The following is a 26,051-nucleotide window of genomic DNA, read 5'->3' as shown; positions in this document are numbered from 1 at the left end:
AAACAGTATAATTCACCTTTTTGTTTTGATGCTGTGGTTATGTCTTTGCAGGTTTGGTTTGCTTTTATGTTGGCGTGTTGGGTGATTAGCATCTCGCCGGGCGCAGGCGCAATTGCATCTATGTCGAGTGGTCTCAATTATGGTTTTCGGCATGGCTACTGGAATGTGATTGGATTACAGATCGCATTGATGATTCAATTCTTGATCGTGGCCGCAGGGGTAGGGGTGCTGTTTGCGACAACACCGTGGGCTTTTCAGGCGGTGAAATGGTTTGGTGTCGCTTATCTGATTTATCTGGCATATAAACAGTGGACTGCACCCATTCAAACGATTGAGATTCAGCAGGAACAATATCAATCGGCTTTCGCCTTAATCTTGAAAGGCTTTGTGGTGAATATGAGTAATCCGAAAGCAATTGTCTTTTTGCTCGCTGTTTTGCCTCAGTTTCTGGATCTGAGCCGACCACAGTGGCTGCAATACCTGATTATGGCGATCACGATGGTGATCATTGATCTGATTGTGATGGCGGGATATACGGGACTGGCATCGAAAGTACTTAGACTACTGCGCTCACCCTCACAGCAAAAGTATTTAAATCGTGGTTTTGCTGTGATGTTTAGTGGCGCGGCACTGTTGTTAAGTGCGATTCAACAGTCAAGCTAATGGCCGATTAGGCAGATTGAGCTTGGCTTTTTAATTTTTGTACAAGAAAAATAGTGGCAAAGCAGAGTGCCATACATAAAACAATGCTTAAGCCCGTCGAAATATTGAGCGCCGCACTAGACCAAAGACCGACCGTCACGCCGAATTGAGCCAGTATAAAGGCCCAGATCACCATTTGTTTTGGAGAATGAGCCAATAGGCGAGCGCTCAGCGCTGGAATCACCAGCAAAGCACCCATCAATAATGAACCCACCGCACGTAATGCCAGTACTGTAAATAATGCCAGTAATAACATGAAGATTAAACGTTGCCAGTTGGCGCTGACGCCTTCACTCATGGCAATATCTGGATCAATGGCAATTTGGATCTGCGCTGACCATGAACGATAGAGTACGATCAATGCTGCCGCAATGACGACCGCAAACATAGGCAAGTCAGTCCATTCAATGCTGAGCAGATCGCCAAACAAATAGCTAAGCAATTCTGGACGCAAGCTTGGCACTTGCTGGATCAATAGCAGGCCAGAACAGAGCAGGGTGGCAGAGCTTAAAGCCAGCAGTGCATCATTCGGTAAGCGTGAGTCGTGTAATACCCAGAGAATCGCCACCAGTAATAATGCCAGACAGGCGACGCCTAACCAGAACGGTAAATTGAGGATTCCAGCAATTGCGACGCCGAGCAGGGTGCCATGTGCCATGGTATCGGCAAAGAAAGACATTCTGCGCCAAAGCATTAGGCAACCGAGTGGTGCGGTCAGGAAAACCAGCAGTGAACCCATGATCCAAGCAGGTAAGAGGAGTTGTAACCATTCCATCATGGCTTAGACCTTCGGCTCAGGGTGAATATGTGGGCGTGGATCATGGGTGCAAGGCTCGGCATGATCGCTGTGACCGCAGTGGTTGTGATGATGCTGATAGAACATCCGTTGCGTACCAAAAATGGCCTGATACTCGGGGTGCTGCTGAATACTTTCAGGTAAACCGCTACAGCAAATATGTTTGTTCAGACAGACGACACGATGAGTCCCTTGCATGACCCATTGCAAATCATGCGAGACCATCAATACGGCACAGCCATAACGTTCTGGCAGGCTACGTACATATTCGTATAGTTCTGCTTCGGACTGGATGTCCAGACCTTGCATGGGTTCATCCAGCACCAGAATATCTGGCTGACGTAATAAGGCTCTCGCAAGTAAAACGCGTTGCCGTTCGCCACCAGACAGTTGCTGTACTTTAGATGACTGTAACTTCTGGATGCCCGTATCGCGAATGATTTCTGCCCGAAGCGATGCTTCGCAAACTTCCAGATCCAATAAGTCCTGTACACGTAAGGGTAGACTGGCAGAAGGATTAAACTTCTGTGGTACGTAAGCCAGCTTTAATTTCTTTGAGAAATGTATGTTGCCTTTAGTCGGTGACATGATCCCGAGCAGAACTTTAATTAAAGTTGATTTACCTGCACCATTGGGACCGATCAGCGTCACAATCTCTTTTGCTTGTAGCGAAAAATCGACATTTCTCAAAATATCCCGTTCATCCAGTCGAACCGAGATACCCTCCAGTTGAATAAGTGGAGTGCTTATTGAAGTGTGCTGCACTGATGACATTTTCCAGAAATTTCAATAATGCTATGTTGAGCAGAAAACTGGTCTGAGGCAGCAAGTTGATCAAGTTGTTGGATCAGTCCCTGAGCGGAGGCTTCTTTTACAGAATGACATTCAGTGCAAATCAAAAATGCAGCCTGATGTCCTTCACGTGGGTGACAACATGGAATATAGGCATTAATAGATGTTAAGCGGTGAATCAGACCTTTTTCTAATAAGAAGTCTAAAGTGCGGTACACCGTAGGTGGCGCAGCAGGTCGATCTGCCTGACCTTTTATTTTAGCCAGCAAGTCATAAGCACCCATTGGTGCAGAGGCATTCAAAATGAGTTCAAGGACTTCTTTACGTAAAGGTGTTAGGCGTGCGCCAGTCGCAGTACATAAAATTTCTGCTTCGGCAAGTCGCGCTTTAATATCGTGATGACCGTGAACACCATGTAAAGCATTGTCATGTTCATGTGAACAAGAACTCATAGATTGACCTCATTGTTTTTGTAGAGTCTATTGATTCTTCACTGGCACAGAATGGCTCGCTGATGTCTCAATAGCCCTGCTATCATAACATGCAATTTATGATAACTATCTATATAAGTGAAGCGCACGACGGATAGTGCGGCAAATCTGAAAATAGACATAGGTATTTTGCAACTTTTGTTATATTATAACATGCTTCGCCAAATTGAGTAATATTGTGATGTCCCGCCTAATTGTTCTCGTCTTGTTTTCAATATTAAGCACATGGGGCTGGACACAAAGCTTGGTGGTTTCAACACATCCAATTTACCTGATTGCGAAAGAAGTCACGGAAGGGGTGGAAGAACCTGTTCTTTTGTTGAAAGACCAAAGTGGTCATGATGTACAACTAACACCTGCACACCGTAAAGCGATTCAGGATGCCTCTCTCGTTATCTGGTTGGGCAAATCGCATGAAGCGCCTCTCGAAAAGATGTTGAACCAGAACCGTAAAGCGATTGCGCTATTAGACTCGGGTATTTTAACCGTTTTGCCACAGCGTAATCTGCGTGGTGCATCTTTGGCGAACACAGTGGATAGCCATGTCTGGTTAGAACCAAATAATGCCGTACGTATTGCATTCTTTATTGCAACTTTACGTTCACAACAACATCCAGAAAATAAAGCCAAATATCTTGCCAATGCCAAAGCATTCTCACAACAAATGTTGCAGGCATCACAACAATATGAAAGCTCAAGCAAGGCGAAAAACTATTGGTCTTATCACGATGCCTATCAGTATCTGGAAAGAGCATTAAATCTAAAATTTGCGGGCGCTTTGACCGATGATCCACATATTGCACCGACAGCAGCGCAAATTAAGTACTTAAGAGACAATCGTCCGCAGAATAAAATGTGCTTATTGGCCGAAACGACAGCAAGTTCGAGTCAGTACCAAAAAATGAACCCAGTAGTTTTCCAACCCGTCGATGAAAGCATGCGTGGTGAAGACGATTTTGTAACAGCGTGGAAAAAATTGGCTTCAAAAACCGATAAATGCGTAATAAGTGCACAAAATTGATGAAAAAAATAAAAATCAATTGACTCTAGCGTCAAAAAATATGGTAACGAAAAAACCAGACTTAAGTCGAGAAAAGATTGCATGTTCAGGGGTGTAACTCTATAATGCCTGCGATTCGAAACGATCATGATTAAAACTTGTCAAGCAGTTCTGCTGTAAGTGGGTAAAAAATGAGCCAAACTAGTCGCATGATTGACCGACGATTAGCAAAAGCTTTGGTCTTCTTACAAGCATGTATGATTCCCGTTGCCGCTTTACTGGCATGGGCAATGAAAGACACAACTGCTGCTTTGAGTGCTGCGCTTGGGGCTTTGGTATGTTGGTTGGCACATTGTTATTTTGCTTGGCAGTCGTTTAGAACGGCAGGCGCAAGAGCATCAAAACAAGTCATGCTGAATATGTACCGAGGGATGCTCGGTAAGTTTGCGATTGTGATCGTGGGTTTTATATTAATTTTGAGCAATGTTAAACCGCTGTCACCGGTTGCATTGTTTTGTGGATTTATTCTCGTACAAGCGATGTCGTGGGTCGCGCCATTTTGGGTGGCACGTCTACAAAAACGAGTTTAAGACACATTTTAAGATTTTTGGAAGTAGAAGCGGAATCATTGCCATCCGCACGATTCGTTTCTCTTCTTTTTAATGATTGACATTGACCAGGTGTGATTTATGGCTGCTGAAGAACATGCCCTGACTTCGACCGAGTATATCAAGCATCACTTGACCAATATGACCTATGGCAAAATGCCTGACGGTACATGGAAATTGGCTGAGACTGCTGAAGAAGCTCAATCGATGGGGTTCACTGCAATTCACTTGGATTCAATGGGTTGGTCTATCGGACTTGGTGTGATTTTCTGTTTGATGTTCTGGATCGTTGCGAAAGCTGCTAACGCAGGTGTTCCAACGAAATTCCAGTCAGCAATCGAAATGATTATCGAGTTTGTTGACTCAAGTGTTCGTGATACTTTCCACGGCAAATCACGCTTAATTGCGCCATTGGCATTAACCATTTTCGTGTGGATTTTCCTCATGAACTTAATGGACTTAATCCCTGTTGACTGGGTTCCTTATCTAGCTCAACAAATTGGTGCAAGTGTGTTTGGTATGGACCCTCACCACGTGTATTTCAAGATTGTTCCATCTACTGACCCTAACATTACTTTAGGTATGTCTTTGTCAGTATTTGCCTTGATCTTGTTCTACAGTATTCGTGAGAAAGGGATCGGCGGTTTCGTCGGTGAATTGGCACTTAACCCATTCAACCCAAGTAACAAATTTGCAAAAGCGTTATTGATTCCAGTGAACTTAGTTTTGGAATTAGTAACTTTCCTTGCTCGTCCAGTTTCGTTGGCTCTACGACTGTTCGGTAACATGTATGCGGGTGAGTTGATCTTCATCTTGATCGCATTATTGCCGTTCTGGATCCAGTGGGCGTTATCTGTGCCTTGGGCTATCTTCCACATTCTCGTAATCACGCTGCAAGCATTTATCTTTATGATGCTGACCATCGTTTACTTGAGCATGGCAAGCGAAAAGCATTAATGGTATTGCCTAACTGTCACCTGATGGTTGGGCTTAAATTTTAGTTTAATTTGGTAATAACCTAACCTCTGAGGAATTTTTCATGGAACTCACTTTAGGTCTAGTTGCAATTGCATCTGCTATCTTGATCGCTTTCGGTGCTTTAGGTACTGCGATTGGTTTCGGTCTTTTAGGTGGTCGCTTCTTAGAAGCTGTTGCTCGTCAACCAGAATTGGCTCCACAACTTCAAACTCGTATGTTCTTAATTGCGGGTCTTCTTGATGCTGTGCCTATGATCGGTGTTGGTATTGGCTTGTTCTTCATCTTCGCTAATCCATTTGTAGGTTAATAGCTTAATTCCTAAATCCACATATTGAGGAATAGCGAAATGAATATCAACCTCACATTGATTGGCCAAGCGATTGCATTTGCGTTTTTTGTCGCATTCTGCATGAAGTTTGTTTGGCCACCACTAATCAATGCGATTAGTGAGCGTCAGCGTAAAATCGCTGATGGCTTAAATGCTGCTGAAAAAGCAAAAGCTGACCTTGCTGATGCGCAAGCACAAGTTAAGGCAGAATTAGACGCAGCAAAAGCACAAGCGGCTCAATTGATCGAACAAGCGAACCGTCGTGCAGCACAATTGGTCGAAGAAGCGCGTACCCAGGCATCTGCTGAAGGTGAGCGTATTCGTCAACAGGCGAAAGAAACTGTTGATCAAGACATCAATTCTGCTCGCGAAGAATTACGTCAACAAGTTGCTGCTTTGGCAGTTGCTGGCGCAGAAAAAATTCTGAACCAACAAGTTGACGCAGAAGCTCATAATGCCATGCTGAATCAGCTGGCTGCTAAACTTTAAGCGAGGCGAATATGGCTGAACTCTTGACGTTAGCACGCCCGTACGCCAAAGCAGCATTTGCTTATGCATCTGAGCAGAATGCAACTGACGCTTGGTCAAATGCGTTACAACTGCTCGGTGCTGCGGTGCAAGACGAAGCATTTTCCGCTTATTTAAATCGCCCTGAGCTGACTCCTGCGGAACAAGTAGGTCTTTTTGCAAAGGTTTTAGGTGAAGATCAATCACAATCAGTGTCTAACTTTTTGACATTGCTTGCGGATAACGATCGTTTGGTTTTATTGCCTGAAATCGCTGCAGAATACGAATTACTTAAATCGCAGAACAACAACACGTTGGAAGTAGAGATTGAATCTGCTTTTCCAATGGATGCGACACAAGAGCACATTTTGGCTCATGCGCTTGAAAAACGTTTTAACAGAACCGTTCAGGTTACTGTCAACGTTAATCCAGCGTTAATCGCAGGTGTTGTGATTCGTGCAGGCGACCAAGTGATAGATGACTCTGCGCTTAACAAGCTTGAAAAAATGCGGACTCGTCTTCTTGCCTAACAGCAAAAAGACTGAACTTAAAAAAGATTGAGGAATAGCGCAATGCAACAACTGAATCCATCCGAGATCAGTGCGCTCATTAAACAGCGTATCGGCGATCTGGACACCAGCGCGACCGCTAAGAATGAAGGTACCATCGTCATGGTATCTGACGGTATCGTGCGTATTCACGGTCTTGCGGATGCAATGTACGGTGAAATGATCGAATTCGACGGCGGCTTATTTGGTATGGCACTGAACCTAGAACAGGATTCAGTGGGTGCCGTTGTTTTAGGTAACTACCTAAGCCTTCAAGAAGGTCAAAAAGCTCGTTGTACAGGTCGTGTATTAGAAGTTCCGGTTGGTCCTGAACTTCTTGGCCGTGTCGTAGACGCTTTGGGTAACCCGATTGATGGTAAAGGCCCTATTGATGCAAAACTTACTGATGCTGTTGAAAAAGTAGCACCAGGTGTAATTTGGCGTCAGTCTGTCGACGAACCTGTTCAAACTGGTTATAAATCAGTTGATACCATGATCCCTGTAGGTCGTGGTCAGCGTGAGTTGATTATTGGTGACCGTCAAACTGGTAAAACAGCAATGGCGATCGATGCGATCATCGCTCAGAAAAACTCTGGCATTAAATGTGTATACGTTGCGATTGGTCAAAAACAATCAACAATTGCAAACGTTGTACGTAAGCTAGAAGAAACTGGCGCTATGGCGTATACAACTGTTGTCGCAGCTGCGGCCGCTGATCCTGCAGCAATGCAGTATTTAGCTCCGTACTCTGGCTGTACAATGGGTGAATACTTCCGTGATCGTGGTGAAGACGCGTTAATCATTTATGATGATTTGTCTAAGCAAGCTGTTGCTTACCGTCAAATTTCATTACTTTTACGTCGTCCACCAGGTCGTGAAGCGTATCCAGGTGACGTATTCTATCTTCACTCGCGTCTTCTTGAGCGTGCTTCGCGCGTTTCAGCTGATTATGTTGAGAAATTCACGAATGGTGCAGTAACTGGTCAAACTGGTTCTTTAACTGCATTACCGATCATTGAAACTCAAGCTGGTGACGTATCTGCATTCGTACCAACGAACGTAATTTCGATTACTGACGGTCAGATCTTCTTAGAAACATCATTATTCAACGCAGGTATTCGTCCTGCTGTGAACGCGGGTATCTCTGTATCTCGTGTTGGTGGTTCTGCGCAAACTAAGATCATCAAAAAATTGTCTGGTGGTATCCGTACCGCTCTAGCGCAATACCGTGAATTGGCTGCGTTTGCTCAGTTTGCTTCTGATCTTGACGAAGCAACTCGTAAGCAACTTGAGCATGGTCAACGTGTAACTGAGTTAATGAAGCAAAAACAATATGCTCCTTACTCAATCGCTGACCAGGCTGTATCTGTTTATGCATCTAACGAAGGCTATATGGCTGACGTAGAAGTGAAGAAAATCGTAGACTTTGATGCTGCGTTAATCTCTTACTTCCGTTCTGAATATGCTGCGTTAATGCAACAGATCGATGAAACTGGTGATTACAACAAAGACATCGAAGCAGCAATCAAATCAGGTATTGAGAGCTTCAAAGCGACTCAAACTTACTAAGTTTATCTTTAGTTAAGTTTGGTTCACGGATCAACCTTCGGAAGCTCGAAAGAGCTTTCGAATACTAGGTTAAGCGTATGGCAAATTTAAAAGAAATTCGCGCCAAAGTAGCTAGTATCAAGAGCACGCAAAAGATTACTCGCGCGATGCAAATGGTAGCTGCTTCGAAAATGCGTCGTGCGCAAGAGCGCATGGCTCAGGGCCGTCCGTATGCCGATAATATGCGCCGTGTAATTGCTCACTTGGTACAAGCAAACCCTGAATACAAACATCGTTATATGGTTGAACGCCCAGTTAAGCGCGTTGGCTATATCGTTGTATCTTCAGATCGTGGCTTGGCGGGTGGCTTGAACATTAACTTGTTCAAGAAAGTTGTGCAGCATGTCAAAGCACAACAACAGCAGTCAATTGAAGTTGAATTTGCTTTGATTGGTCAAAAAGCGGTTTCGTTTTTTAAGAATTACGGCGGTAAAGTGCTTGGTGCAACGACCCAACTTGGCGATGCGCCGAGTTTGGAACAGTTAACAGGCTCAGTACAAGTAATGCTTGATGCATTTGATAAAGGCGAACTAGATCGTATCTATCTCGTTTCAAATGGCTTCATCAATGCAATGACTCAGCAGCCTAAAGTAGAACAACTTGTTCCTTTAGCACCGGCAGAAGAAGGCGATGACCTCAACCGTACTTATGGTTGGGACTATATCTACGAACCAGAAGCAGAAGAATTGTTAAATGGTTTGTTGGTTCGCTATATCGAGTCTATGGTTTATCAAGGTGTGATTGAAAACGTTGCATGTGAGCAGTCAGCTCGTATGGTCGCGATGAAAGCAGCGACAGACAACGCAGGACAACTGATTAAAGACCTACAACTCATTTACAACAAGCTGCGTCAAGCCGCGATTACTCAGGAAATTTCCGAGATCGTTGGCGGTGCCGCTGCCGTTTAACATTATTAAGTTTGAATTGAGGAGACAGCAATGAGTAGCGGTCGTATCATTCAGATCATCGGCGCGGTTATCGACGTCGAGTTTGAGCGCAATAGCGTTCCTAAGATCTATGACGCTCTCCAAGTTGACGGTACTGAAACTACTTTAGAAGTTCAGCAACAGCTTGGCGATGGTGTTGTTCGTACCATCGCAATGGGTTCTACAGAAGGTCTTAAACGTGGCCTTAATGTAACTAGCACAAATGCACCGATTTCTGTTCCAGTAGGTCCAGCGACACTTGGTCGTATCATGGACGTATTGGGTCGCCCTATCGATGAAGCAGGTCCTGTAGCGACTGAAGAGCGTTTGCCGATTCACCGTCAAGCACCTTCTTATGCTGAACAAGCAGCTTCGACTGACCTTTTAGAAACTGGTATTAAAGTCATCGACTTACTTTGCCCGTTCGCGAAAGGTGGTAAAGTTGGTCTGTTCGGTGGTGCCGGTGTTGGTAAAACCGTTAACATGATGGAGTTGATCAACAACATCGCGAAAGCTCACTCAGGTTTATCTGTGTTTGCTGGTGTTGGTGAGCGTACTCGTGAAGGTAACGACTTCTATCACGAAATGAAAGATTCTAACGTTCTTGACAAAGTAGCAATGGTCTACGGTCAGATGAACGAGCCACCAGGTAACCGTTTACGCGTAGCGTTAACTGGTTTGACTATGGCTGAATACTTCCGTGATCAAAAAGACGAAAATGGTAAAGGTCGTGACGTATTATTGTTCGTCGACAACATCTACCGTTATACACTTGCGGGTACTGAAGTATCAGCATTGTTAGGTCGTATGCCATCTGCAGTAGGTTACCAACCGACACTTGCAGAAGAAATGGGTGTTCTTCAAGAGCGTATTACGTCTACTAAATCTGGTTCGATCACATCGATCCAAGCAGTATACGTACCTGCCGATGACTTAACAGATCCATCGCCAGCAACTACGTTTGCTCACTTGGATGCTACAGTTGTATTGAGCCGTGACATCGCATCTTCTGGTATTTACCCAGCGATCGATCCACTTGACTCAACTTCACGTCAGTTAGACCCATTAGTGGTTGGTGCTGAGCATTATGAAATTGCACGTTCTGTACAGAACGTATTGCAACGTTATAAAGAGCTTAAAGACATCATCGCAATCTTGGGTATGGACGAGTTAGCAGAAGAAGATAAATTGGTTGTTTACCGTGCGCGTAAAATCCAACGTTTCTTCTCTCAACCGTTCCACGTAGCTGAAGTCTTTACTGGTGCACCTGGTAAATTAGTACCACTTAAAGAAACGATTCGTGGCTTTAAAGGTCTATTAGCTGGTGAATACGATCACATCCCAGAACAAGCGTTCTATATGGTTGGTGGTATTGACGAAGTGATTGCTAAAGCCGAGAAACTTTAATTAGCAACTCTAATTTAAGGAGATTCTCATGGCGACTATGCAATGTGATGTTGTAAGTGTTAAAGAGTCGATTTACTCTGGACAAGTTACGATGTTAATCGCAAAAGGTGCGGGCGGTGAGCTTGGTATTTTACCAGGACATGCGCCACTCGTAACTTTGCTCCAACCGGGCCCGATTCGTGTTCAGTTGGAAAATGGTACAGAAGAAATCGTTTATGTATCAGGCGGTGTGTTAGAAGTTCAACCTCACGTTGTGACCGTGCTTGCAGATACTGCAATTCGCGCTGACAACTTGGATGAAGCTGCAATTATGGAAGCTCGTAAACAAGCTGAACAATTGTTAGCCAACCAAAAGAGTGATTTGGATTCTGCTGCTGCACTTGCTTCGCTTGCAGAAACTGCAGCTCAGCTTGAAACGATTCGTAAAATCAAAAACCGCGCACTTTAATTATTGCAGGTTCGAGATTGAAAAAAGCCACCGTCAGGTGGCTTTTTTTATTTAGATATCTTGAATAATTATAAATTTTCTATAAATTACCAAGCATATTTAGAATTATTAAACCAAAGAGTAAAAATCATCATGAAAATGATAAAAAGTCTTCCATTGTTCATTGCTGTGGCTTTTGTGGGGTGTGCATCGGTACCACCAGCGAACAATCAACTGAACGAACAAGCCAAGAAACTTGCAGCTCCTTCTGAGGGTAATGCCGCAATTTATGTTTATCGTTCAAATAGTGTTGTGGGTGCGGCACTCAAGAAAGATGTATGGGTAGATGGGGAATGTTTAGGTGAAACTGCTCGTGGCACATTTTTCTTAAAGGAAGTTTTAGGCAATCAAGAGCATACAATCTCGACTGAATCAGAATTTTCACCTAATCATTTGGTACTTAAAACAGAACCAGGTAAAAATTACTTTGTTCAACAATCGATCAAAATGGGTGCATTTGTCGGTGGTGCAAATGTGAAACAGGTTGATGATGAAACTGGGAAAAAAGCGGTGAGTGAATATAAACTTGCACAATCTGGTAAATGCAGCAAACCAACGATTACGCTCGATAAAAAGTAAAAAAAAAGCCACCGTCAGGTGGCTTTTTTATGGGGAATCGAAAATTAAAATAAACGGACTTTAAGCGTTTGAATCATCTTTATTGCCGAGTACTAAGGTTGCCAGTTTCACCATATCCATTTGAATGGTGTTGAATTGCTTTTCAATCTTGGCAAAATCAATTTTTGAAAGATCAGTTTGACCATGCAATAACGGCATATTTAACAGTTTTTGATTTGCAGTTAATAAGTTTTGGCGGATCTGATCCACTTCATTGCTTCTTAAATTTAACGATAATAAAGCATCATGCAAGCCATGTAGCTCTTGGTTTAAATCGCCTGTTGTATGCTGTAATTTCTGGACATTTTTATCTTGAATGGCTTGTTCAAGATTGCTTTGTGATTGCTTGAGTAGCGTTACATAGTCATCAGTTTCAATTTGCAACTTGGCAATATCGCGGGCGATATTCAGCATATTGCCTTTGCTCAGATTCTGAGTGTCCTGAGCAATGCTTGCTTCACGTTCTATATCTTCAGAGGTTGTTATTGATTTTTCAATCTCAGTGTTTTGCTCAGCTTGCTCATTGTCATGAGGAATCTGATCGCAACCTGCCAGCGTTAAGAGACTAACCAAGGTGGTTACTGAGAGAATGGCTTTGATAGAGAAATGTTCCATCATGGCTGAACTGCACCAGATTATGAGAAGAGCGTCACTATAATGAGAAAATGTGGAGAAAAAAGTGATTTTTGCAATTCAGCAACAGTTTGATGTAGGAAAATGGTAGAAGGAACTGTCTAGGAGCTTAAAAGAAAAGAATAGATAAGCTATTCTTTTCTCTACATTTCTAATGCTTATTTTGCTAACTCGGCTTCAATCGCGCTGACAATGCGCTCATCATCTGCCGTAATATCAGGTGCAAAACGGGCAACCACTTCACCGTTCTTATTGATGAGGAATTTTTCAAAATTCCATAACACTTCAGGTGGGTTGTTTGGTGTTAAGCCGTAATCAACCAGATCTTTCCACCAAGGGCCTTCACCTGTACGTTCAGGAATTGCCTGAGTCAATGTCTGATATAAAGTATGTTTATCATCACCCGCAACCGAGATCTTGGCGAAAAGCGGGAAGTGCACGTCATAATTCAGTGAACAGAATTGTTGAATTTCATCGTTGCTTCCTGGTTCCTGTTCCAAAAAGTTGTTAGCAGGGAAGCCGAGGATTTCCAGACCTTGATCTTTCTTGGCTTGATACAGTTTCTCTAAGCCTTCGTATTGTGGGGTTAAGCCACATTTAGATGCAACGTTTACGATCAAAAGCACTTTGCCTTGATATTGATCAAGATCGACATCCTGACCTTTGATGTCCTTAACAGGGATATGATAAACCGACTGGCTCATGGGATACGTCCTAATTTGTTGTTGTGACAAGACCTGTTTGTTTTAACTGCTATTGAGGCTGAGTGCAATCCTCTTGTTTGCAATACATACAAATAATAAGCAAAACCAAGGATTTGTTTAGCTTGCTGCATTTTTAAGCTGGATCGGCGTTTGTCCAGTATAGCGTTTAAAGAATTCAATAAAGCTGGAGCTATGATGATAACCGAGCGTAAATGCCAGTTGCTTTATGGTCATGCCTTGCCGAATCTGATTGATGGCAAAAATGATTTTGGCCCGATTACGCCATTCAGATAGAGACAATTGCAGCTCTTGCTGGCTGAGACGTAACACATGACGCTCACTGACCGCAAAGTTTTGTAAGACTTTCTGTAGGCTGAGATGAAATAAATCTGGGTCTGCAAGCTGTTCCAGAATTGGAGAAAGAACGGGATGCGTGCTTTGCGGGAGATAATGCGAATAAGCGGGTGCCTGTTTCAGCTGATCATATAAAACCTGAAACAGGTGTTCGAGATACTCAGGTGCTGTCGCCTGTTTTTGCTGTTCCAGAATATGAATGACCAGCGCGCGGAAAAAAGGTTCAATACTAAAACAACGGCAAACTTCGCCCAAAAATGCGCCGAGCCGCGGATGTAATCGAATACAGATATAGTGGATTTCATGCTCAACAGGAAGTGACTGGTGCTCAGTGCGAGGCGGCAGCCACAGTCCATAGCTGGGAGGCGAGAGGTAATATTGCCCTTCAATATCAAACTCTAAAGTTCCGTTCAAACTGAAATTAAAATCCCCCCAGAGCGAAGAATGCGGGCTGACAATATCATCCTTTTGATATAGAAATTCATGGACTTCTATATCGCGTAGCAAGGGAAATTGTTCAGCAAGGTTATGCTTCATTCAGGGAGGCTCACTTTTAGTTTTCGCACGTCATTTTAGGGTTATTCAAGCCTTTGGCTAAAGTGAAGATACTAATCAATGCCAAAGCCACAAAGCTGATGACGCCATAAATCAGGATGTTTTCATTGAAATGATCGACCACATAACCGCCAAGTAATGAACCAGTTGCAATCATGACCTGAAACATGCCAACGAACAAAGGCATGCCTTTTTCTACCGCATGCGGTGCATGCACAAACATCCAGATATTGGCCGAGGTTGGAAATGCGCCGAAGGCAAAACCCCAGAGTGCGGTTAATACAATCGCGCCAAACTCATGAATTGCAAAGATCGGGAAACCAAAGAACACAATCGCAAAACAGATCCCGACAAAGGCGAGGGTATAGCGTACATTCAGATTACCACTATAGCCTGCAAATGCATTACCGAAAATACCCGCAATCCCATAGAGCAATAACAGGGAACTGATGGTGGTGCCGTTGAATCCAGCAATGTTCTTAAAGAATGGTGCCAGATAACTATACGCGCAGAAATGGGCGAGACCGATGAGTAGAACGATTAACATGCCACTACGTGCTTTGGGGGTACGTAATAACGCCGGTAAATCGCGAATATGAATGGCTGAATCAGGTTTTAGTTCAGGCAAGAAAATCAGTTGTACCACCAAGACAATCAAGCCAATGCCAGCAGTAATACCAAATGCACTGCGCCACCCGTAAAACTCGCTAAGCCAGGTGCCGATCGGAACACCGAGTACAGTGGCAAAGGTCACACCTGCCATGACGATGGCGGTTGCTTTAGCGATGGGTAACTGAGGCGGTGCCAGTTTGCCACTCAACGCAATCGCAGTTGCCCAGAAACCACCAATTGAAATGCCTAACACCAAACGGCTCAATAACAGAACATTAAAGCTTTCTGCAAAGGCGGTAATGGTATTGGCAATCACCATAATTGCGGTCAGCAAGATCAATACATAGCGTCGATCAAGCTGCTTCACGGAAACGGGCAAGAGCGGTGCTGCAATTGCAGCCATCACCCCTGGCAAGGTAATGATCAAGCCTGCTGTGCCCACTGAGATATTCAGGTCGGCTGCGACACTGTTGAGCACGCCGACAGGTAAAAATTCACTGGTGACCAGTGCAAAGGCTGCGATGGCAACTGCTAAAATGGCATACCAACTTCCTTGTGTGGTTTGCGTGGGTCGTACGTCTGAAGATGTAGATTGTTGCATGGGATTTTCCTGAGGTATCAGCACAAGGACAAAAGCTAAAGTTTTATTTTATAACGATCACTATGAAATAAAATAAAGAATAAAAAGAGAGACGTCAATTAATTTTATAATGATTGTTATAAAAATATATGTGGCATTTATAAGAATTATGCATGAGCTGTCATCATGAGTACGCAGGAGATTGTTCAAGAAAAATACAGTCGCCCTGAATCATGGGAGTGGGCGAACTGTATAAGAGGAAAAGCAAATTTCTGGATTTTTCTCACAGAGCAAACAGAAGCCGTTTAATCTCCTGTTTGATCTGTAGGCTAAAGACTAATTTTTATAAGTGACTTTAGGATTATTTAAGCCGCGTGCCAGTGTAAAGATCAGGATAAGTGAACAAAGCACCAGCGGAAGCATCGCGAAGAATAAGATTGAGCCATCAAAATGGTCAACGATAATGCCACCGAACATGCTGCCCAGCGCAATCAGGATTAAAAAGGTCAATGTCACCATTGGCATACCTTTTTCAACCGCTTCAGGTGCATGCGTAAACATCCAGATATTCACAGCAGTTGGAATAATCCCGTAGGCAAAGCCCCATAAAGCTGTTAAGACAATGGCAAGCATGACATTTGCCCCGACTAGAGGAAGGGCTAAAAATGCAAGCAAGAACGCAACACCACTCACTGCAAAGGTATAACGGATATTGATCTGTCCGAGGTAGCCTGCAAAAACATTACCAAAAATCCCTGCAATCCCGTAGACCAGCAGTAAACGGCTGATCAGGCTATCCGAAAAATCGACCTGATGTTTAAAGAAGGCAGAAAAGTAGCTATAAGCTGCAAAGTGGGCAAACCCCATAAACAGAAAAATGATCAGTCCTTTGCGGGCGGCAGGATGTTGTACCAAGATTGGCAGCTCTTTCCAGCGCAAAGATGAAGAGGGCTTTAATTGAGGTAGATAGAGGTACTGGAAGATCAAAAGCAAGATGCCCATGAGCGAAATCGCCGTGAAAGAGGTTTGCCAGCCATTATATTGAGCAAGCCATGTGCCCATTGGTACGCCTAACACGCTGGCTAAGGTTACCCCGAAAGCCACCCATGCAGTCGCTTTGGCAATGGGTAAATGAGGGGGTGCCAGACGACCACTTAATGCAACAGCAGTTGCCCAGAATCCTCCAACTGCAACGCCTAAGATGATTCGTCCGAACAATAAAATCATGAAATTAGGTGCAAATGCGGTGAGCAAATTGGCAATGATCATTAACAGGGTGAGCATTAATAACAGCGAACGCCGATCCATTGTTTTGGCTGAGATCGGAATCAGTACCGCAGCAAACATACCCACGATTGCGGTTAAAGAAACGGTGAGACCTGCTGTTCCGACTGAGATTTGAAAGTCACGCGCGATATCATTGAGTACACCAATGGCAAGGAATTCGCCAGTGACTAAGGCAAAAGCGCTAAAGGTGACAGACAGTAAGGCAAACCAGTTACCTTGAGATGGATTAGATTCAAGTGCACTTAGCTCAGCGGGCGTGGAGTTTTCCATAATAATTCCCTTTATTGTTATAGAGATAACAATAAAATTGAAAGAACATTCGTTTTTATAACGATCGATATAAAATAAAATAGTTGATTAAAGTGCGTGCGTCAATTAATTTAATAGTGATCGTTATGAAATATTTGTGACAGTTATGACAAATGCACATGAGCCAACAGTAGCACCCTGTGATGACAGCTTAAAAAAGAAGCGTGGTCGTCCGAAGTGTTTTGACGAGCAGCAGGCGCTGGAAAAAGCCATGTTGTTGTTCTGGGCGAATGGCTATGAAGCGACGTCGATCAGTGATTTGACTCAGGCTTTGGAACTGACTGCACCGAGTCTATACAGTAGTTTTGGTGATAAAGCCGGACTGTTTTATAAATGCATCGATTATTATCTGGCACATGAAGCATGTCCAATTGTCCCTATTTTCTTAGAAGCCAAAACTGCCAAAGTTGCATTTGAGCTGTATCTATATGACAACGTCAAACGTTTGGCACAGCCCAATAAACCAGCAGGCTGTATGCTAGTGGTGGCAACGATGAACTGCTCGGATAATGCGCAGGCGGTGCAACATAATATTCTGGAAAAACGTTTGCAAACCAAGCAGAAACTGTTTGAACGTTTAGAGCAGGGCGTAGCGAACGGTGATCTGGCAGCAACTGCTCCTTTGCAGGAAATGACAGACTTCTATGCCACCGTGGTACAAGGTTTAACCATTCAGGCTCGAGATGGCGCAACGGTTGAGCAACTGCATAAAGTTGTGGAACATGCCATGCGTGCTTGGGAGCTGTTCTAGGCAGGGATGTCGTAAGCGCGATATAAATGTCTGAAATACGATATTTCAATTATTTTGGACATCTTCCACAATACATCCATTGCTGAGATATTGTGAGAAAATGATGGGTCAGTTAACGAAATACCAAAAATGGGCATTTGTATTGCCTTTGATTGCCGTGTTGATTTGGTCACTCAATATTGCGGTAACTCGCTATGTGGCAGACTATATTTCCCCAGTCAGTATCAGCTTTTATCGCTGGTTTGTTGCCTTCCTGATCTTGACCCCTTTTATGTTGCCAAAAGTCTGGAAGCAACGTGCTTTAATTCGTCCATTCATTCCTAAACTGGCGGTACTCAGTGCATTTGGGATGGTGTTGTATCAAGGGCTGTCTTATACCGCAGCGCACTATACCACCGCGACGAATATGGGAATCGTAAATGCCTTTGTGCCTATTTTTACCATTTTCATTTCTTACATTATTTTAAAAGATACACCGAATCGCTATGCCATTTTCGGGAGTTTATTGTCTTTTGCTGGCTTGATTTATGTCATGAGTCAGGGGCGTATTTCTAGCCTGTTTGAGCAGGGTGGTCATTGGGGCGATGCGGTCATGGTATTGGCCGTGGGATTCTATGCCTTCTATGGTGTGTTCCTGAAAAAATGGCAAGTTCAGTTGCCATTGATGACCAGTTTATATGTGCAGATTGCCTTTGCCCTGATTTATCACTTGCCATTCTTATTGTGGTTGGGGCTGGATGGGATCAATGCTGAAAATGCGGCCAGTGTGCTTTATGCAGGGATGTTCCCGTCATTGATTGCACCATTGTTATGGATGGTCGCCGTGCAAGCGATTGGGCCAAACCGTACCAGTATTTTCATGAACTTGATGCCAGTATTCACCGCGATTATTGCCAGTCTGTGGTTATCGGAACACTGGACTATTTACCATACCATTGGTGGTGTCATGATTCTGGTGGGCATCATCATGGCACAAAAGAAAACCCTTAAAGCACCAGTCAAATTAGCAGAGTCTGCCTCATAAAGATGAAAGCCATAGGTGTGTTTGTTTAAAAAATAGACAAACGCACTAATTTATTTTTTGAATGATTCTCCTTTCTACCTGATTTGCAACTATATTTTTAAAGATAGTGAAGGTTTAGGCTCAAAAAAAGCTGAATAAAAATAAAAATATAATTTTATTAAAAAGGTTGAAGTGACAAAAAAGGTACGCTTTTCACATTTTTTGTTAGATAAATAATATATTTGTATAAATGAAATGATTGGCTCATAATACCAGCCACAGCAAAATGATTCATTTTAGAATGAATAAGTTGCTTACCGAATTGATGAACCCTCTGGATGTGATTATACACATCCTTTTTATGCTCAGTTATCCCTATATAACTGAGCTTTTTTTTGTCCGCTATTCACCTAAATCATCAAGCCCGAATAATTTCACCCGTTAGTGCATTGAGGATACGACTCGGCTCCCGACTCAATCCCAGATCACCTTCTAGATAATGTAATGCGTCAGCAAAATACGCTTGAGCATCTGCCAGACTATGAGCAGGTGTTTGGCCTGCTGGATTGGCGCTGGTCGAGACAATAAATCCATTAAAATGTTGGCACAGTTGCACGCATAAAGGATGGGTGGTGACACGCACCGCCACCAGAGGATGCTGACCTTTGATCCATGTTGGAATATGTTGATCAGCTGGTAATAGCCATGTTGTGGCCCGTTCAGTTGGCTGGCGATTTGACCAGCTGTGAATCACTTGCTGACGAATGTCGTTACTTAAACCTTGTAGTAAATGTTCAACCTGATCTAAATGACCTGCTAATAAGATGACGCCTTTTTCAACGGGACGATGTTTGAGTTCCAGAATCTCCTGAAAAGCCTGTTCATTATAAGGGTCACAGCCCAAACCCCAGACCGCCTCGGTTGGGTAAGCCAGAACCTGTCCTTGTTTTAAAAGTTGTGCTGCTTCAGAAATAGAAGAGGTGATCATGCGAGGTCAATATAATAGCAGAGGGAGAGATGACTAGTTTAATGCATTGGGCGGCAACGTAAATAGCGACCTGCCTGTTGCATGCTTAAACCGAGTAATTCTAGTTCCATTAATTGGGCCGTTAATTCAGCAATAGGTGCAGAATAGCGTTGCGCCAGTTGATCCAGATCTTGTCCAATCCAGTCTAAAACTTGATAGAGCTCAATTAAATGAGCGGGTAGCGTTGGCGGTGCAGAGGCAATATCTGTTGCTGGTTGTTGTTGGGCTTGCCATTGTGTAGGTAAAGCCAGATCTTCAATCACCTGTTCAGGATGATCTACCAGAATTGCACCTTCGCGGATCAACTGATGACAGCCCTGATGATGTTCACTATAAATATGTCCCGGAATGGCGAATACCATTTTTCCCTGACTGGCAGCTTCATTGGCAGTAATTAATGAACCGCTTTTAAGTGCAGCTTCGACCACCAATACACCTAGACTTAAACCACTGACAATACGATTCCGCCGAGGGAAATGTTGTTGTAAGGGCATGGTCGTGGGTAGAAATTCAGTCACTACTGCGCCTGACTGGGTAATTTGTTGTGCCAGTTGTTTATGCTGGGCAGGGTAGACGGTGTCTAGTCCTGTACCTGTCACTGCGATAGTACGCTGATGAACCAGACCACCTTGATGGGCTGCTTGATCAATGCCATGAGCCAAGCCGCTACTAATATAGAAACCTTTTTCACTTAAATAATAAGCAAAATCATAGGCAACTTGTCGCCCGTGAGGACTCGGTTTGCGACTGCCGACCATGGCAATTTGAGGTTGTAACAGCGCTTGCGCCTGACCTTGCCCAAATAGAATAGGTGGACGATCTGTATAAGGCAGCAGTTGCGTTGGATAGCCAATATCTTCGGGCGTTAAAATAAAATCACTATGGCGGCAAATCAATTGAATCAGTTGTTCAAATTGTTGCTGGCCTTGTGCTGTCTGGAATTCCGCTAAACGTTTTAAATGATTGGCATGCAGGCCAAGTTGAGACCATTCTGCAAAACGATGACTTTGTGTGGCCTGTTCACAGCTACCGAAATGCTGCTGGATCTTTTGGAAGCTGGAAAGCGAATGTTGAACCAAGTACCACACCAGCACAGTATGGTAGTGATGAGGTGATAATTGATTCAACATCTTAGGCCTTAATCGTCAAGACGTGGTGGTTTGATATCTGAGCCAAGCTTAATTGGTAACTCGCTTTCGAGTACATAGGCATAGCTGATACGGTCAAAACTCTTGAAGATCATGACACTACCCAAATATTGTCCTGGTAGTTTCACTTGTTCTTTGGTTTTTGGGTCACGAACAGTTTCACCATCTTGATAGATACTAAATACCTGACCGACCTCAACACCATCAACCGTTCCACGATCCACGGTTACGACACCATTTTTTGCGGCTGTACCGATAGAACCCATCACACGGATAATTTTACCGCCGTCTTTGACCTGATTGGCGTCGGTTGGATAGAACAGGGTCGGAAGCATGGCATCCTGTTCAGCCATAACACGGTCGCCACGACGTACTTCACCATTATAGCTATCGGTCAGTTCAACCGTAGTAATGTCATTTTCACTACGAATCGCCACACCTGAGGCAACTTGCGTCAGTTCAACGCCAAGATTCTGTTTTTTACCATTCTGATCCAGTACTACATAGGGTTCACCTTCACGGAATACGCCGTAGCGCTGGCCATTTTCAAGGCCTTGGCCACGCACATAAACACTCTGGCCTTTACCTGCCATAACACGGTTATCAGCAGTGCCAAGAATATAAGGTGTATTGGCAATCGCGTCTGCTGGCAGCACAGAAGTGCGCTCTAACCATTGCTGAATATGTGTCAATGGAATAACAGGCACGCTATTGTTCAGTGCTTCAACACGGACTTGCGGGCGCAGGGTAGACGTATTGCCTGTATAGCGGCGAATAATACCGTCACAGCCATCGCCTTCATCTTTACCAATCAACGGCTTACCGTTCAGGCTACAGAGTAATAGGCGATCCCCTGGATAAATCCAGTGTGGATTTTTGACATGTTTATTGCTTGCCCAGATTTCAGGCCAGCGCCATGGCTTCTTTAAAAATTTACCCGAGATATCCCAGAGCGTATCGCCTTTTTTCACCACATAGACATGCGGAGCACCTACTTTCACCGCAGGTGGGCTAACATTCGGGCTGGCTGCATGCGCAAAATTGACACTCATCCCCAATCCTGCACAAATTGCAGCTGCAATCAGTTGTTTTTTTAACCCCAAGGCATGAAATGATGGTATGCCGTTTAAAACCTTTTTCATTATCATAATTCCTAAAAATTATGTGTGTAGTTGCGCTATAATAACGACTTTACACACAATTTTTTTGATCAAGCATTCCCTTCAGTTGGTTTTTTGATCAATGGCATAAGTGAGGACGACAGTATGGCCTTATTACCTATTTTAAGTTTTCCTGATCCCCGCCTTCGTACCATTGCCAAGCCAGTCGAAGAAGTCACTGATGAAATTCGTCAGCTTGCAGCAGATATGTTTGAAACCATGTATGAAGCACCAGGTATCGGTTTGGCGGCAACTCAGGTTGATCATCATATTCAGCTTATTGTTATGGACATCTCGGAAGAGAAAAACCAACCGATGGTGTTCATTAACCCCAAAGTCATTCCACTGACCGAAGATACTCAGCCTTATGAAGAAGGCTGTCTCTCTGTGCCTCAAATATACGACAAAGTTGAGCGTCCGTCACGCGTAAAAATCGAGGCAATTAACCTTGAAGGTCAAGCATTTGAGTTAGAAGCTGACGAACTTCTCGCTGTTTGTATCCAACATGAAATGGATCACTTAAATGGCAAACTTTTTGTCGATTATTTATCGCCTTTAAAACGTCAGCGTGCACGTGAAAAAGTGGAAAAAGTGGTGCGCCAACGCGATAAAGAGAAAGTTGCAGTTAAACGCTAAACTGTAACGACGATGAATTAACAGATGTTGTCCTTGTTTCGTTGTGGATTGTTGCTGGCTTTAACCGCGGTCTGTTTACAGATTGCGGTTTTCTTGCAGCCGCTCCTTCCGAAGCAATATCAGATTGCGCCTGTGTGTGAAACCATCACCCAAGCGCTCCTGTTACCTAAACTACAAAGTACTCAGAGCCATTCGGCACAACATCCTCATGAACATCAGCTTGAGCATGCTCAGGTTTCGATGCCGCATCATGACCATCATGATCCTAATCACCAATGTCAGTACTGTACGGTTTATGCCAATCTGGTCCTGCCGCCTGAATTTGGTGTGAAAGAAGTGCTGGTTCGGATTCAAATCCGTTTAGTTGCTTATCAGCAAGCGTTTAAGCATGTTTATTTTGCACTACAACGATTATTTCTGTTGCCCCAAGGGCGAGCCCCGCCACTCTTTGCATAAATTAAAACGTCATTTTCATTAGGGTTTTCAAAACTCTAGCCTAGTTTTACTTATGTTTTAAGAGAGACCTATCATGGCTCAACCTAAATTTTTATTACAACCGCTCACGGTTGCGATCCTTGCTGCCTCAAATACGGTAACGGTTTGGGCAAATCCAGCTGACTCATCCGCAGCTGAACATGCTCATGTTTCGCTTGCGCCGATTGTGGTAACCGCCCAACAACCAAATGAGAGCAATGGTTTGGTGGTACAAGCCGATCCAAAACAGCCGATTCAGCCAATCCCAGCAACGGATGGGGCAGATTATTTACAAAGTATTATGGGCTTTAATGCGATACAGAGTGGCGGGACTAATAGTGACGTGACTTTCCGTGGCATGTTTGGTTCACGTATCAAAATTCTGACCGATGGTACGGAAAATCTGGGGGCATGTCCGAGCCGTATGGATGCGCCGACCTCGTATATTTCACCTGAAAGCTATGATCGTATTTCGGTGATTAAAGGCCCACAAACGGTTCAATATGCCAATACAGGTTCTGCTGCAACCGTGATTTTTGAACGTCAACCTGAGAAGTTAACCCAAGCTAAACCTTATCGTGGACAAGCAAGTGTACTGTGGGGTTCATTTGGGCGTTTAGACCAAAATGTTGAAGCCGCAGTTGGGGACGAGAAAAAATATATCCGTTTGAATGCCAATCGTTCTGAGTCGAATAGCTATCAGGATGGTGACGGTAAAACCGTGCCTTCTTCATGGGAGCGCTGGAATGCAGATGTTGCTTTAGGCTGGACACCTGACGAAAATACCTGGTTGGAATTGACGGGTGGCAAGGCTGATGGCGAGGCTGAATATGCGGGTCGTGGTATGGATGGTGCCCAATTCGCGCGTGAGAGTTTAGGTCTGCGCTTTGAAAAGAAAAATGTCACCGATGTGATCAAGAAAATCGAAGGTCAGGTGAACTATAGCTACAACGACCATATTATGGATAACTATAGTTTGCGTACACCGCCCATGGTTGAAATGCAGCATGGTGATCACAGCATGCTGATGCCAAACCCAATGGCAATGCAAGTGACGCGCCGTACCTTGAACTCACGTTTGGCGATGACCTCGGAATGGGATCAGTGGAGCTTAATCACGGGAGTGGATTCTCAGTTTAATAAACATGGTGGCAGCATGTCATCACCGATCATGCCATCTATGAATGTTCCATTCCGTCAGGATATGCGCTTCCAGTCTTATGGTGCTTTTGGTGAGTTAACTTATCAGTTGAATCCGCAGAACAAGATTGTAACAGGCGCTCGTGTCGATCAGGTCAAGGTGGATGATGAGCGTGCTGACTCTAAAGCTAAAGGATTCAATACCCAGCTTGAAAAAACATTACCAAGTGCGTTTGTGCGTTTGGAAAATCAAAATGCCGAGCATGGCCTCAACAGCTATGTTGGACTGGGTTATGTAGAACGTATGCCTGATTATTGGGAGCTATTCAGTCCTGAACATGGTAATGCAGGTTCGAGCAATACCTTTAACGGCGTCCGTCCAGAAAAAACCTTACAGCTAGATCTTGGTTTTACCCAGCAACAAGGTGCATTTAACTCATGGGTTTCTGCTTATGCTGGACTGATCGATGATTATATTCTGATGAGTTATCACGATCATAGCCACTTACATGAAGGTGGACATGGCGGGCATGGAGGTGGTGGAATCACCGCAGGTGCCAAGAATGTTGATGCCACCATTGCAGGGGCTGAGGCTGGAATCGGGTATCAGTTTACCGATCATATTCAGGCGGACGTGAGTGCGATGTATGCATGGGGTAAAAATACCAGCGACAATACGCCGTTGCCACAAATTGCACCTTTAGAAGGCCGTGTGAATTTACGTTATGTTGCTGATAAATACACGCTTGGTATGTTGTGGCGTGTCGTCGATCAGCAAAACCGTGTGAGTTTGCACCAAGGGAATATCGTGGGATATGACCTTAAACCAAGTGCTGGTTTCTCAACGATTTCATTGAATGGTAGTTATAGTCTGAATAAAGATGTCGATCTTTCAGTTGGTGTCGATAATCTGCTAGATAAGACTTATACCGAACATCTCAATAAAGCGGGCAGTTCAGGTTTTGGTTTTGCCAGTGAAGAGCAGTTCAATAATACTGGACGCAACTACTGGATGCGTATGAGCATGAAGTTCTAAGCCATACAAAAACAAGGTGGATCAGTCCACCTTGTTTTATTTTAGTTCTAAGCCAAACAATCCTGTTTTGGCATCAGGCTATCGCAATACAATGGATTTAATGCACATTGCAAATCATCAATTTGTTCTTGAGTGACGTAACCCTTATTCTTGAGATATTCAGCCACGCGGTCATCACGCAGGCTTAAAAATGCCGCATCGTAAACGCCTAAATCAACAAATAAAGCGGCTGTTTCCAGACTATTAAAATGATCGAGGAAAACATCATTATCATGCATCAGGAAAATATGTGTGAACGGTGCATTGCTATCGACTTTTAAAAGCTGCGCCAATTGTTCAGGACGCGTTTTGATAAACAATAAGTCGGAAAGTTCATCAAACTGGCTTTTGTCCAGTTGGTTTTCATCACCTTTGACATGACTTAACCACGCTTTAAAGACCAGAACTGCACCGCCGCGTAACAGCATGCTCCAGATTTGATGGCGTGTTTCATGGCCGAGATGAGCAGATTCTGCTTCAAGTGCATCTAAAAATTTCTGTTCTTGCTGTGCCAGCTTTTCAAATAATCCCAAACCTTGTGGATGGTAGGCGGCAGGAGCAAATACATCAAAATTCAGTTCATGGAATACATTCAACGCCAGTGGAACTGCCGCCTGATAGAGGGTATCCAGTGCATGTAAATGTGTCTCTTCGAGTTTGCTATGCGCAAAAATCTGTTGCCACTCTAATTGCGGTAATAAGGCATTCGCGCTGTATTGGCGATAAAACTGTTGTGACGTATGGTCTGTTGTGGGGTGACTATTATTCATGATCAATGTCCTTTTCGACAGTCTGTTTCTAGAAACC

Annotated in this window: 29 protein-coding genes; 17 read left to right on the top strand and 12 right to left on the bottom strand. The window is 43.9% G+C overall.

Going from position 1 to position 26,051, the window contains the following annotated elements:
• Positions 1–39: 39 nt before the first annotated feature.
• Positions 40–663 carry a LysE family transporter gene (locus tag EC846_RS17635; protein ID WP_123775921.1) on the top strand — a complete coding sequence of 208 codons (624 nt, stop codon included), beginning with the start codon at positions 40–42 and terminating at the stop codon, positions 661–663.
• 7 nt (positions 664–670) lie between these two features.
• Here EC846_RS17635 and znuB read toward each other — a convergent pair whose 3' ends face one another.
• Genes znuB through EC846_RS17620 form a run of 3 tightly spaced genes read right to left on the bottom strand, consistent with a single transcriptional unit; the run spans position 671 to position 2,742 of the window.
• Positions 671–1,480 (bottom strand): zinc ABC transporter permease subunit ZnuB, encoded by an 810-nt coding sequence (gene znuB, locus EC846_RS17630; RefSeq protein WP_123775920.1) that lies wholly within the window; start codon positions 1,478–1,480, stop codon positions 671–673.
• A gap of 3 nt (positions 1,481–1,483) precedes the next feature.
• Positions 1,484–2,272 carry a zinc ABC transporter ATP-binding protein ZnuC gene (gene znuC / locus EC846_RS17625; RefSeq protein WP_069579211.1) on the bottom strand — a complete coding sequence of 263 codons (789 nt, stop codon included), beginning with the start codon at positions 2,270–2,272 and terminating at the stop codon, positions 1,484–1,486.
• Positions 2,245–2,742, bottom strand: a complete 498-nt coding sequence (locus EC846_RS17620) for a transcriptional repressor (RefSeq protein WP_004773240.1) — start codon at positions 2,740–2,742, stop codon at positions 2,245–2,247. Before EC846_RS17620 ends, znuC begins: the two co-directional genes overlap by 28 nt.
• A gap of 220 nt (positions 2,743–2,962) precedes the next feature.
• Here EC846_RS17620 and EC846_RS17615 point away from each other — a divergent pair, with 220 nt between their 5' ends.
• From EC846_RS17615 to EC846_RS17565, 11 genes are all read left to right on the top strand, one after another.
• A complete protein-coding gene (locus EC846_RS17615; protein WP_123775919.1) occupies positions 2,963–3,802 on the top strand; it encodes a metal ABC transporter substrate-binding protein in 840 nt (279 codons plus the stop codon).
• Positions 3,803–3,972: 170 nt separating this feature from the next.
• Positions 3,973–4,371, top strand: coding sequence for an ATP synthase subunit I (locus EC846_RS17610; protein WP_004773236.1), 399 nt, complete (start codon positions 3,973–3,975; stop codon positions 4,369–4,371).
• A gap of 99 nt (positions 4,372–4,470) precedes the next feature.
• A complete protein-coding gene (gene atpB / locus EC846_RS17605; RefSeq protein WP_004773235.1) occupies positions 4,471–5,346 on the top strand; it encodes a F0F1 ATP synthase subunit A in 876 nt (291 codons plus the stop codon).
• An 82-nt stretch (positions 5,347–5,428) separates the two neighbouring features.
• Complete coding sequence (gene atpE / locus EC846_RS17600; protein WP_000424060.1) at positions 5,429–5,674, top strand: F0F1 ATP synthase subunit C; 246 nt, start codon at positions 5,429–5,431, stop codon at positions 5,672–5,674.
• A gap of 39 nt (positions 5,675–5,713) precedes the next feature.
• Positions 5,714–6,184 carry a F0F1 ATP synthase subunit B gene (locus EC846_RS17595; protein WP_004773233.1) on the top strand — a complete coding sequence of 157 codons (471 nt, stop codon included), beginning with the start codon at positions 5,714–5,716 and terminating at the stop codon, positions 6,182–6,184.
• Between the two features lie 11 nt (positions 6,185–6,195).
• A complete protein-coding gene (locus tag EC846_RS17590) occupies positions 6,196–6,732 on the top strand; it encodes a F0F1 ATP synthase subunit delta (RefSeq protein WP_004773231.1) in 537 nt (178 codons plus the stop codon).
• Positions 6,733–6,774: 42 nt separating this feature from the next.
• Positions 6,775–8,319, top strand: a complete 1,545-nt coding sequence (gene atpA, locus EC846_RS17585) for a F0F1 ATP synthase subunit alpha (RefSeq protein WP_004773229.1) — start codon at positions 6,775–6,777, stop codon at positions 8,317–8,319.
• A gap of 77 nt (positions 8,320–8,396) precedes the next feature.
• Positions 8,397–9,266 carry a F0F1 ATP synthase subunit gamma gene (gene atpG / locus EC846_RS17580; RefSeq protein WP_004773227.1) on the top strand — a complete coding sequence of 290 codons (870 nt, stop codon included), beginning with the start codon at positions 8,397–8,399 and terminating at the stop codon, positions 9,264–9,266.
• Positions 9,267–9,296: 30 nt separating this feature from the next.
• Positions 9,297–10,691: a F0F1 ATP synthase subunit beta gene (atpD, locus tag EC846_RS17575; RefSeq protein WP_004656517.1), complete on the top strand. Its 1,395-nt coding sequence runs from the start codon at positions 9,297–9,299 to the stop codon at positions 10,689–10,691.
• Positions 10,692–10,719: 28 nt separating this feature from the next.
• Entirely contained in the window at positions 10,720–11,139 is a 420-nt protein-coding gene (locus EC846_RS17570; RefSeq protein WP_005228378.1) for a F0F1 ATP synthase subunit epsilon, read from the top strand.
• A gap of 132 nt (positions 11,140–11,271) precedes the next feature.
• Positions 11,272–11,757 (top strand): DUF2846 domain-containing protein, encoded by a 486-nt coding sequence (locus tag EC846_RS17565; protein ID WP_069579207.1) that lies wholly within the window; start codon positions 11,272–11,274, stop codon positions 11,755–11,757.
• A gap of 60 nt (positions 11,758–11,817) precedes the next feature.
• Here the strand turns inward: EC846_RS17565 and EC846_RS17560 are convergent, their stop codons facing one another.
• From EC846_RS17560 to EC846_RS17540, 5 genes are all read right to left on the bottom strand, one after another.
• Entirely contained in the window at positions 11,818–12,414 is a 597-nt protein-coding gene (locus EC846_RS17560) for a hypothetical protein (protein WP_123775918.1), read from the bottom strand.
• A 173-nt stretch (positions 12,415–12,587) separates the two neighbouring features.
• Positions 12,588–13,133, bottom strand: coding sequence for a glutathione peroxidase (locus tag EC846_RS17555; RefSeq protein WP_123775917.1), 546 nt, complete (start codon positions 13,131–13,133; stop codon positions 12,588–12,590).
• A 117-nt stretch (positions 13,134–13,250) separates the two neighbouring features.
• Entirely contained in the window at positions 13,251–14,024 is a 774-nt protein-coding gene (locus EC846_RS17550; RefSeq protein ID WP_123775916.1) for an AraC family transcriptional regulator, read from the bottom strand.
• A 16-nt stretch (positions 14,025–14,040) separates the two neighbouring features.
• Entirely contained in the window at positions 14,041–15,255 is a 1,215-nt protein-coding gene (locus EC846_RS17545) for an MFS transporter (RefSeq protein WP_123775915.1), read from the bottom strand.
• Between the two features lie 315 nt (positions 15,256–15,570).
• Entirely contained in the window at positions 15,571–16,791 is a 1,221-nt protein-coding gene (locus EC846_RS17540; protein WP_123775914.1) for an MFS transporter, read from the bottom strand.
• Positions 16,792–16,927: 136 nt separating this feature from the next.
• Here EC846_RS17540 and EC846_RS17535 point away from each other — a divergent pair, with 136 nt between their 5' ends.
• Together EC846_RS17535 and EC846_RS17530 are read left to right on the top strand one after the other, a co-directional pair.
• Positions 16,928–17,581 carry a TetR/AcrR family transcriptional regulator gene (locus EC846_RS17535; RefSeq protein ID WP_171254662.1) on the top strand — a complete coding sequence of 218 codons (654 nt, stop codon included), beginning with the start codon at positions 16,928–16,930 and terminating at the stop codon, positions 17,579–17,581.
• Positions 17,582–17,684: 103 nt separating this feature from the next.
• Positions 17,685–18,605, top strand: coding sequence for a DMT family transporter (locus tag EC846_RS17530; protein ID WP_123775913.1), 921 nt, complete (start codon positions 17,685–17,687; stop codon positions 18,603–18,605).
• Positions 18,606–19,002: 397 nt separating this feature from the next.
• Here EC846_RS17530 and EC846_RS17525 read toward each other — a convergent pair whose 3' ends face one another.
• Genes EC846_RS17525 through EC846_RS17515 form a run of 3 tightly spaced genes read right to left on the bottom strand, consistent with a single transcriptional unit; the run spans position 19,003 to position 21,901 of the window.
• Complete coding sequence (locus tag EC846_RS17525; protein ID WP_123775912.1) at positions 19,003–19,572, bottom strand: L-threonylcarbamoyladenylate synthase; 570 nt, start codon at positions 19,570–19,572, stop codon at positions 19,003–19,005.
• Between the two features lie 38 nt (positions 19,573–19,610).
• Positions 19,611–20,741: a DNA-processing protein DprA gene (dprA, locus tag EC846_RS17520; protein ID WP_123775911.1), complete on the bottom strand. Its 1,131-nt coding sequence runs from the start codon at positions 20,739–20,741 to the stop codon at positions 19,611–19,613.
• Positions 20,742–20,749: 8 nt separating this feature from the next.
• Positions 20,750–21,901 (bottom strand): LysM peptidoglycan-binding domain-containing protein, encoded by a 1,152-nt coding sequence (locus tag EC846_RS17515; protein WP_004773213.1) that lies wholly within the window; start codon positions 21,899–21,901, stop codon positions 20,750–20,752.
• 123 nt (positions 21,902–22,024) lie between these two features.
• On the opposite strand from EC846_RS17515, the gene def reads away from it, so the two are divergent.
• The 3 genes from def (at position 22,025) to EC846_RS17500 (ending at position 25,205) form a co-directional block, all read left to right on the top strand.
• Complete coding sequence (gene def, locus EC846_RS17510; RefSeq protein ID WP_004773212.1) at positions 22,025–22,555, top strand: peptide deformylase; 531 nt, start codon at positions 22,025–22,027, stop codon at positions 22,553–22,555.
• A gap of 24 nt (positions 22,556–22,579) precedes the next feature.
• A complete protein-coding gene (locus EC846_RS17505; RefSeq protein WP_004773211.1) occupies positions 22,580–23,011 on the top strand; it encodes a DUF2946 family protein in 432 nt (143 codons plus the stop codon).
• 73 nt (positions 23,012–23,084) lie between these two features.
• On the top strand, positions 23,085–25,205 hold the full coding sequence (locus EC846_RS17500) for a TonB-dependent copper receptor (protein ID WP_123775910.1): 2,121 nt from the start codon (positions 23,085–23,087) through the stop codon (positions 25,203–25,205).
• Positions 25,206–25,252: 47 nt separating this feature from the next.
• Here the strand turns inward: EC846_RS17500 and EC846_RS17495 are convergent, their stop codons facing one another.
• Positions 25,253–26,014 (bottom strand): hypothetical protein, encoded by a 762-nt coding sequence (locus tag EC846_RS17495; protein ID WP_123775909.1) that lies wholly within the window; start codon positions 26,012–26,014, stop codon positions 25,253–25,255.
• Between the last annotated feature and the right edge of the window lie 37 nt (positions 26,015–26,051).

Source organism: Acinetobacter sp. BIGb0102 (genome assembly GCF_003815055.1).
Taxonomy (GTDB): Bacteria; Pseudomonadota; Gammaproteobacteria; order Pseudomonadales; family Moraxellaceae; genus Acinetobacter; species Acinetobacter vivianii.
This window is presented reverse-complemented; position numbering and strand designations above follow the sequence as displayed.

Bases quoted from the DNA above. Each gene is read 5' to 3' on its own strand.
- EC846_RS17505 (WP_004773211.1), top strand. From the start codon at position 22,580: ATGTTGTCCTTGTTTCGTTGTGGATTGTTGCTGGCTTTAACCGCGGTC.
- EC846_RS17635 (WP_123775921.1), top strand. From the start codon at position 40: ATGTCTTTGCAGGTTTGGTTTGCTTTTATGTTGGCGTGTTGGGTGATT.
- EC846_RS17530 (WP_123775913.1), top strand. From the start codon at position 17,685: ATGGGTCAGTTAACGAAATACCAAAAATGGGCATTTGTATTGCCTTTG.
- atpA (WP_004773229.1), top strand. From the start codon at position 6,775: ATGCAACAACTGAATCCATCCGAGATCAGTGCGCTCATTAAACAGCGT.
- EC846_RS17555 (WP_123775917.1), bottom strand. From the start codon at position 13,133: ATGAGCCAGTCGGTTTATCATATCCCTGTTAAGGACATCAAAGGTCAG.
- atpG (WP_004773227.1), top strand. From the start codon at position 8,397: ATGGCAAATTTAAAAGAAATTCGCGCCAAAGTAGCTAGTATCAAGAGC.
- znuB (WP_123775920.1), bottom strand. From the start codon at position 1,480: ATGATGGAATGGTTACAACTCCTCTTACCTGCTTGGATCATGGGTTCA.
- EC846_RS17610 (WP_004773236.1), top strand. From the start codon at position 3,973: ATGAGCCAAACTAGTCGCATGATTGACCGACGATTAGCAAAAGCTTTG.
- EC846_RS17500 (WP_123775910.1), top strand. From the start codon at position 23,085: ATGGCTCAACCTAAATTTTTATTACAACCGCTCACGGTTGCGATCCTT.
- atpD (WP_004656517.1), top strand. From the start codon at position 9,297: ATGAGTAGCGGTCGTATCATTCAGATCATCGGCGCGGTTATCGACGTC.
- EC846_RS17560 (WP_123775918.1), bottom strand. From the start codon at position 12,414: ATGATGGAACATTTCTCTATCAAAGCCATTCTCTCAGTAACCACCTTG.
- EC846_RS17540 (WP_123775914.1), bottom strand. From the start codon at position 16,791: ATGGAAAACTCCACGCCCGCTGAGCTAAGTGCACTTGAATCTAATCCA.
- EC846_RS17615 (WP_123775919.1), top strand. From the start codon at position 2,963: ATGTCCCGCCTAATTGTTCTCGTCTTGTTTTCAATATTAAGCACATGG.
- EC846_RS17550 (WP_123775916.1), bottom strand. From the start codon at position 14,024: ATGAAGCATAACCTTGCTGAACAATTTCCCTTGCTACGCGATATAGAA.
- atpE (WP_000424060.1), top strand. From the start codon at position 5,429: ATGGAACTCACTTTAGGTCTAGTTGCAATTGCATCTGCTATCTTGATC.
- dprA (WP_123775911.1), bottom strand. From the start codon at position 20,741: ATGTTGAATCAATTATCACCTCATCACTACCATACTGTGCTGGTGTGG.
- EC846_RS17590 (WP_004773231.1), top strand. From the start codon at position 6,196: ATGGCTGAACTCTTGACGTTAGCACGCCCGTACGCCAAAGCAGCATTT.
- EC846_RS17545 (WP_123775915.1), bottom strand. From the start codon at position 15,255: ATGCAACAATCTACATCTTCAGACGTACGACCCACGCAAACCACACAA.
- EC846_RS17515 (WP_004773213.1), bottom strand. From the start codon at position 21,901: ATGAAAAAGGTTTTAAACGGCATACCATCATTTCATGCCTTGGGGTTA.
- EC846_RS17570 (WP_005228378.1), top strand. From the start codon at position 10,720: ATGGCGACTATGCAATGTGATGTTGTAAGTGTTAAAGAGTCGATTTAC.
- EC846_RS17525 (WP_123775912.1), bottom strand. From the start codon at position 19,572: ATGATCACCTCTTCTATTTCTGAAGCAGCACAACTTTTAAAACAAGGA.
- EC846_RS17495 (WP_123775909.1), bottom strand. From the start codon at position 26,014: ATGAATAATAGTCACCCCACAACAGACCATACGTCACAACAGTTTTAT.
- EC846_RS17565 (WP_069579207.1), top strand. From the start codon at position 11,272: ATGAAAATGATAAAAAGTCTTCCATTGTTCATTGCTGTGGCTTTTGTG.
- EC846_RS17595 (WP_004773233.1), top strand. From the start codon at position 5,714: ATGAATATCAACCTCACATTGATTGGCCAAGCGATTGCATTTGCGTTT.
- znuC (WP_069579211.1), bottom strand. From the start codon at position 2,272: ATGTCATCAGTGCAGCACACTTCAATAAGCACTCCACTTATTCAACTG.
- def (WP_004773212.1), top strand. From the start codon at position 22,025: ATGGCCTTATTACCTATTTTAAGTTTTCCTGATCCCCGCCTTCGTACC.
- atpB (WP_004773235.1), top strand. From the start codon at position 4,471: ATGGCTGCTGAAGAACATGCCCTGACTTCGACCGAGTATATCAAGCAT.
- EC846_RS17620 (WP_004773240.1), bottom strand. From the start codon at position 2,742: ATGAGTTCTTGTTCACATGAACATGACAATGCTTTACATGGTGTTCAC.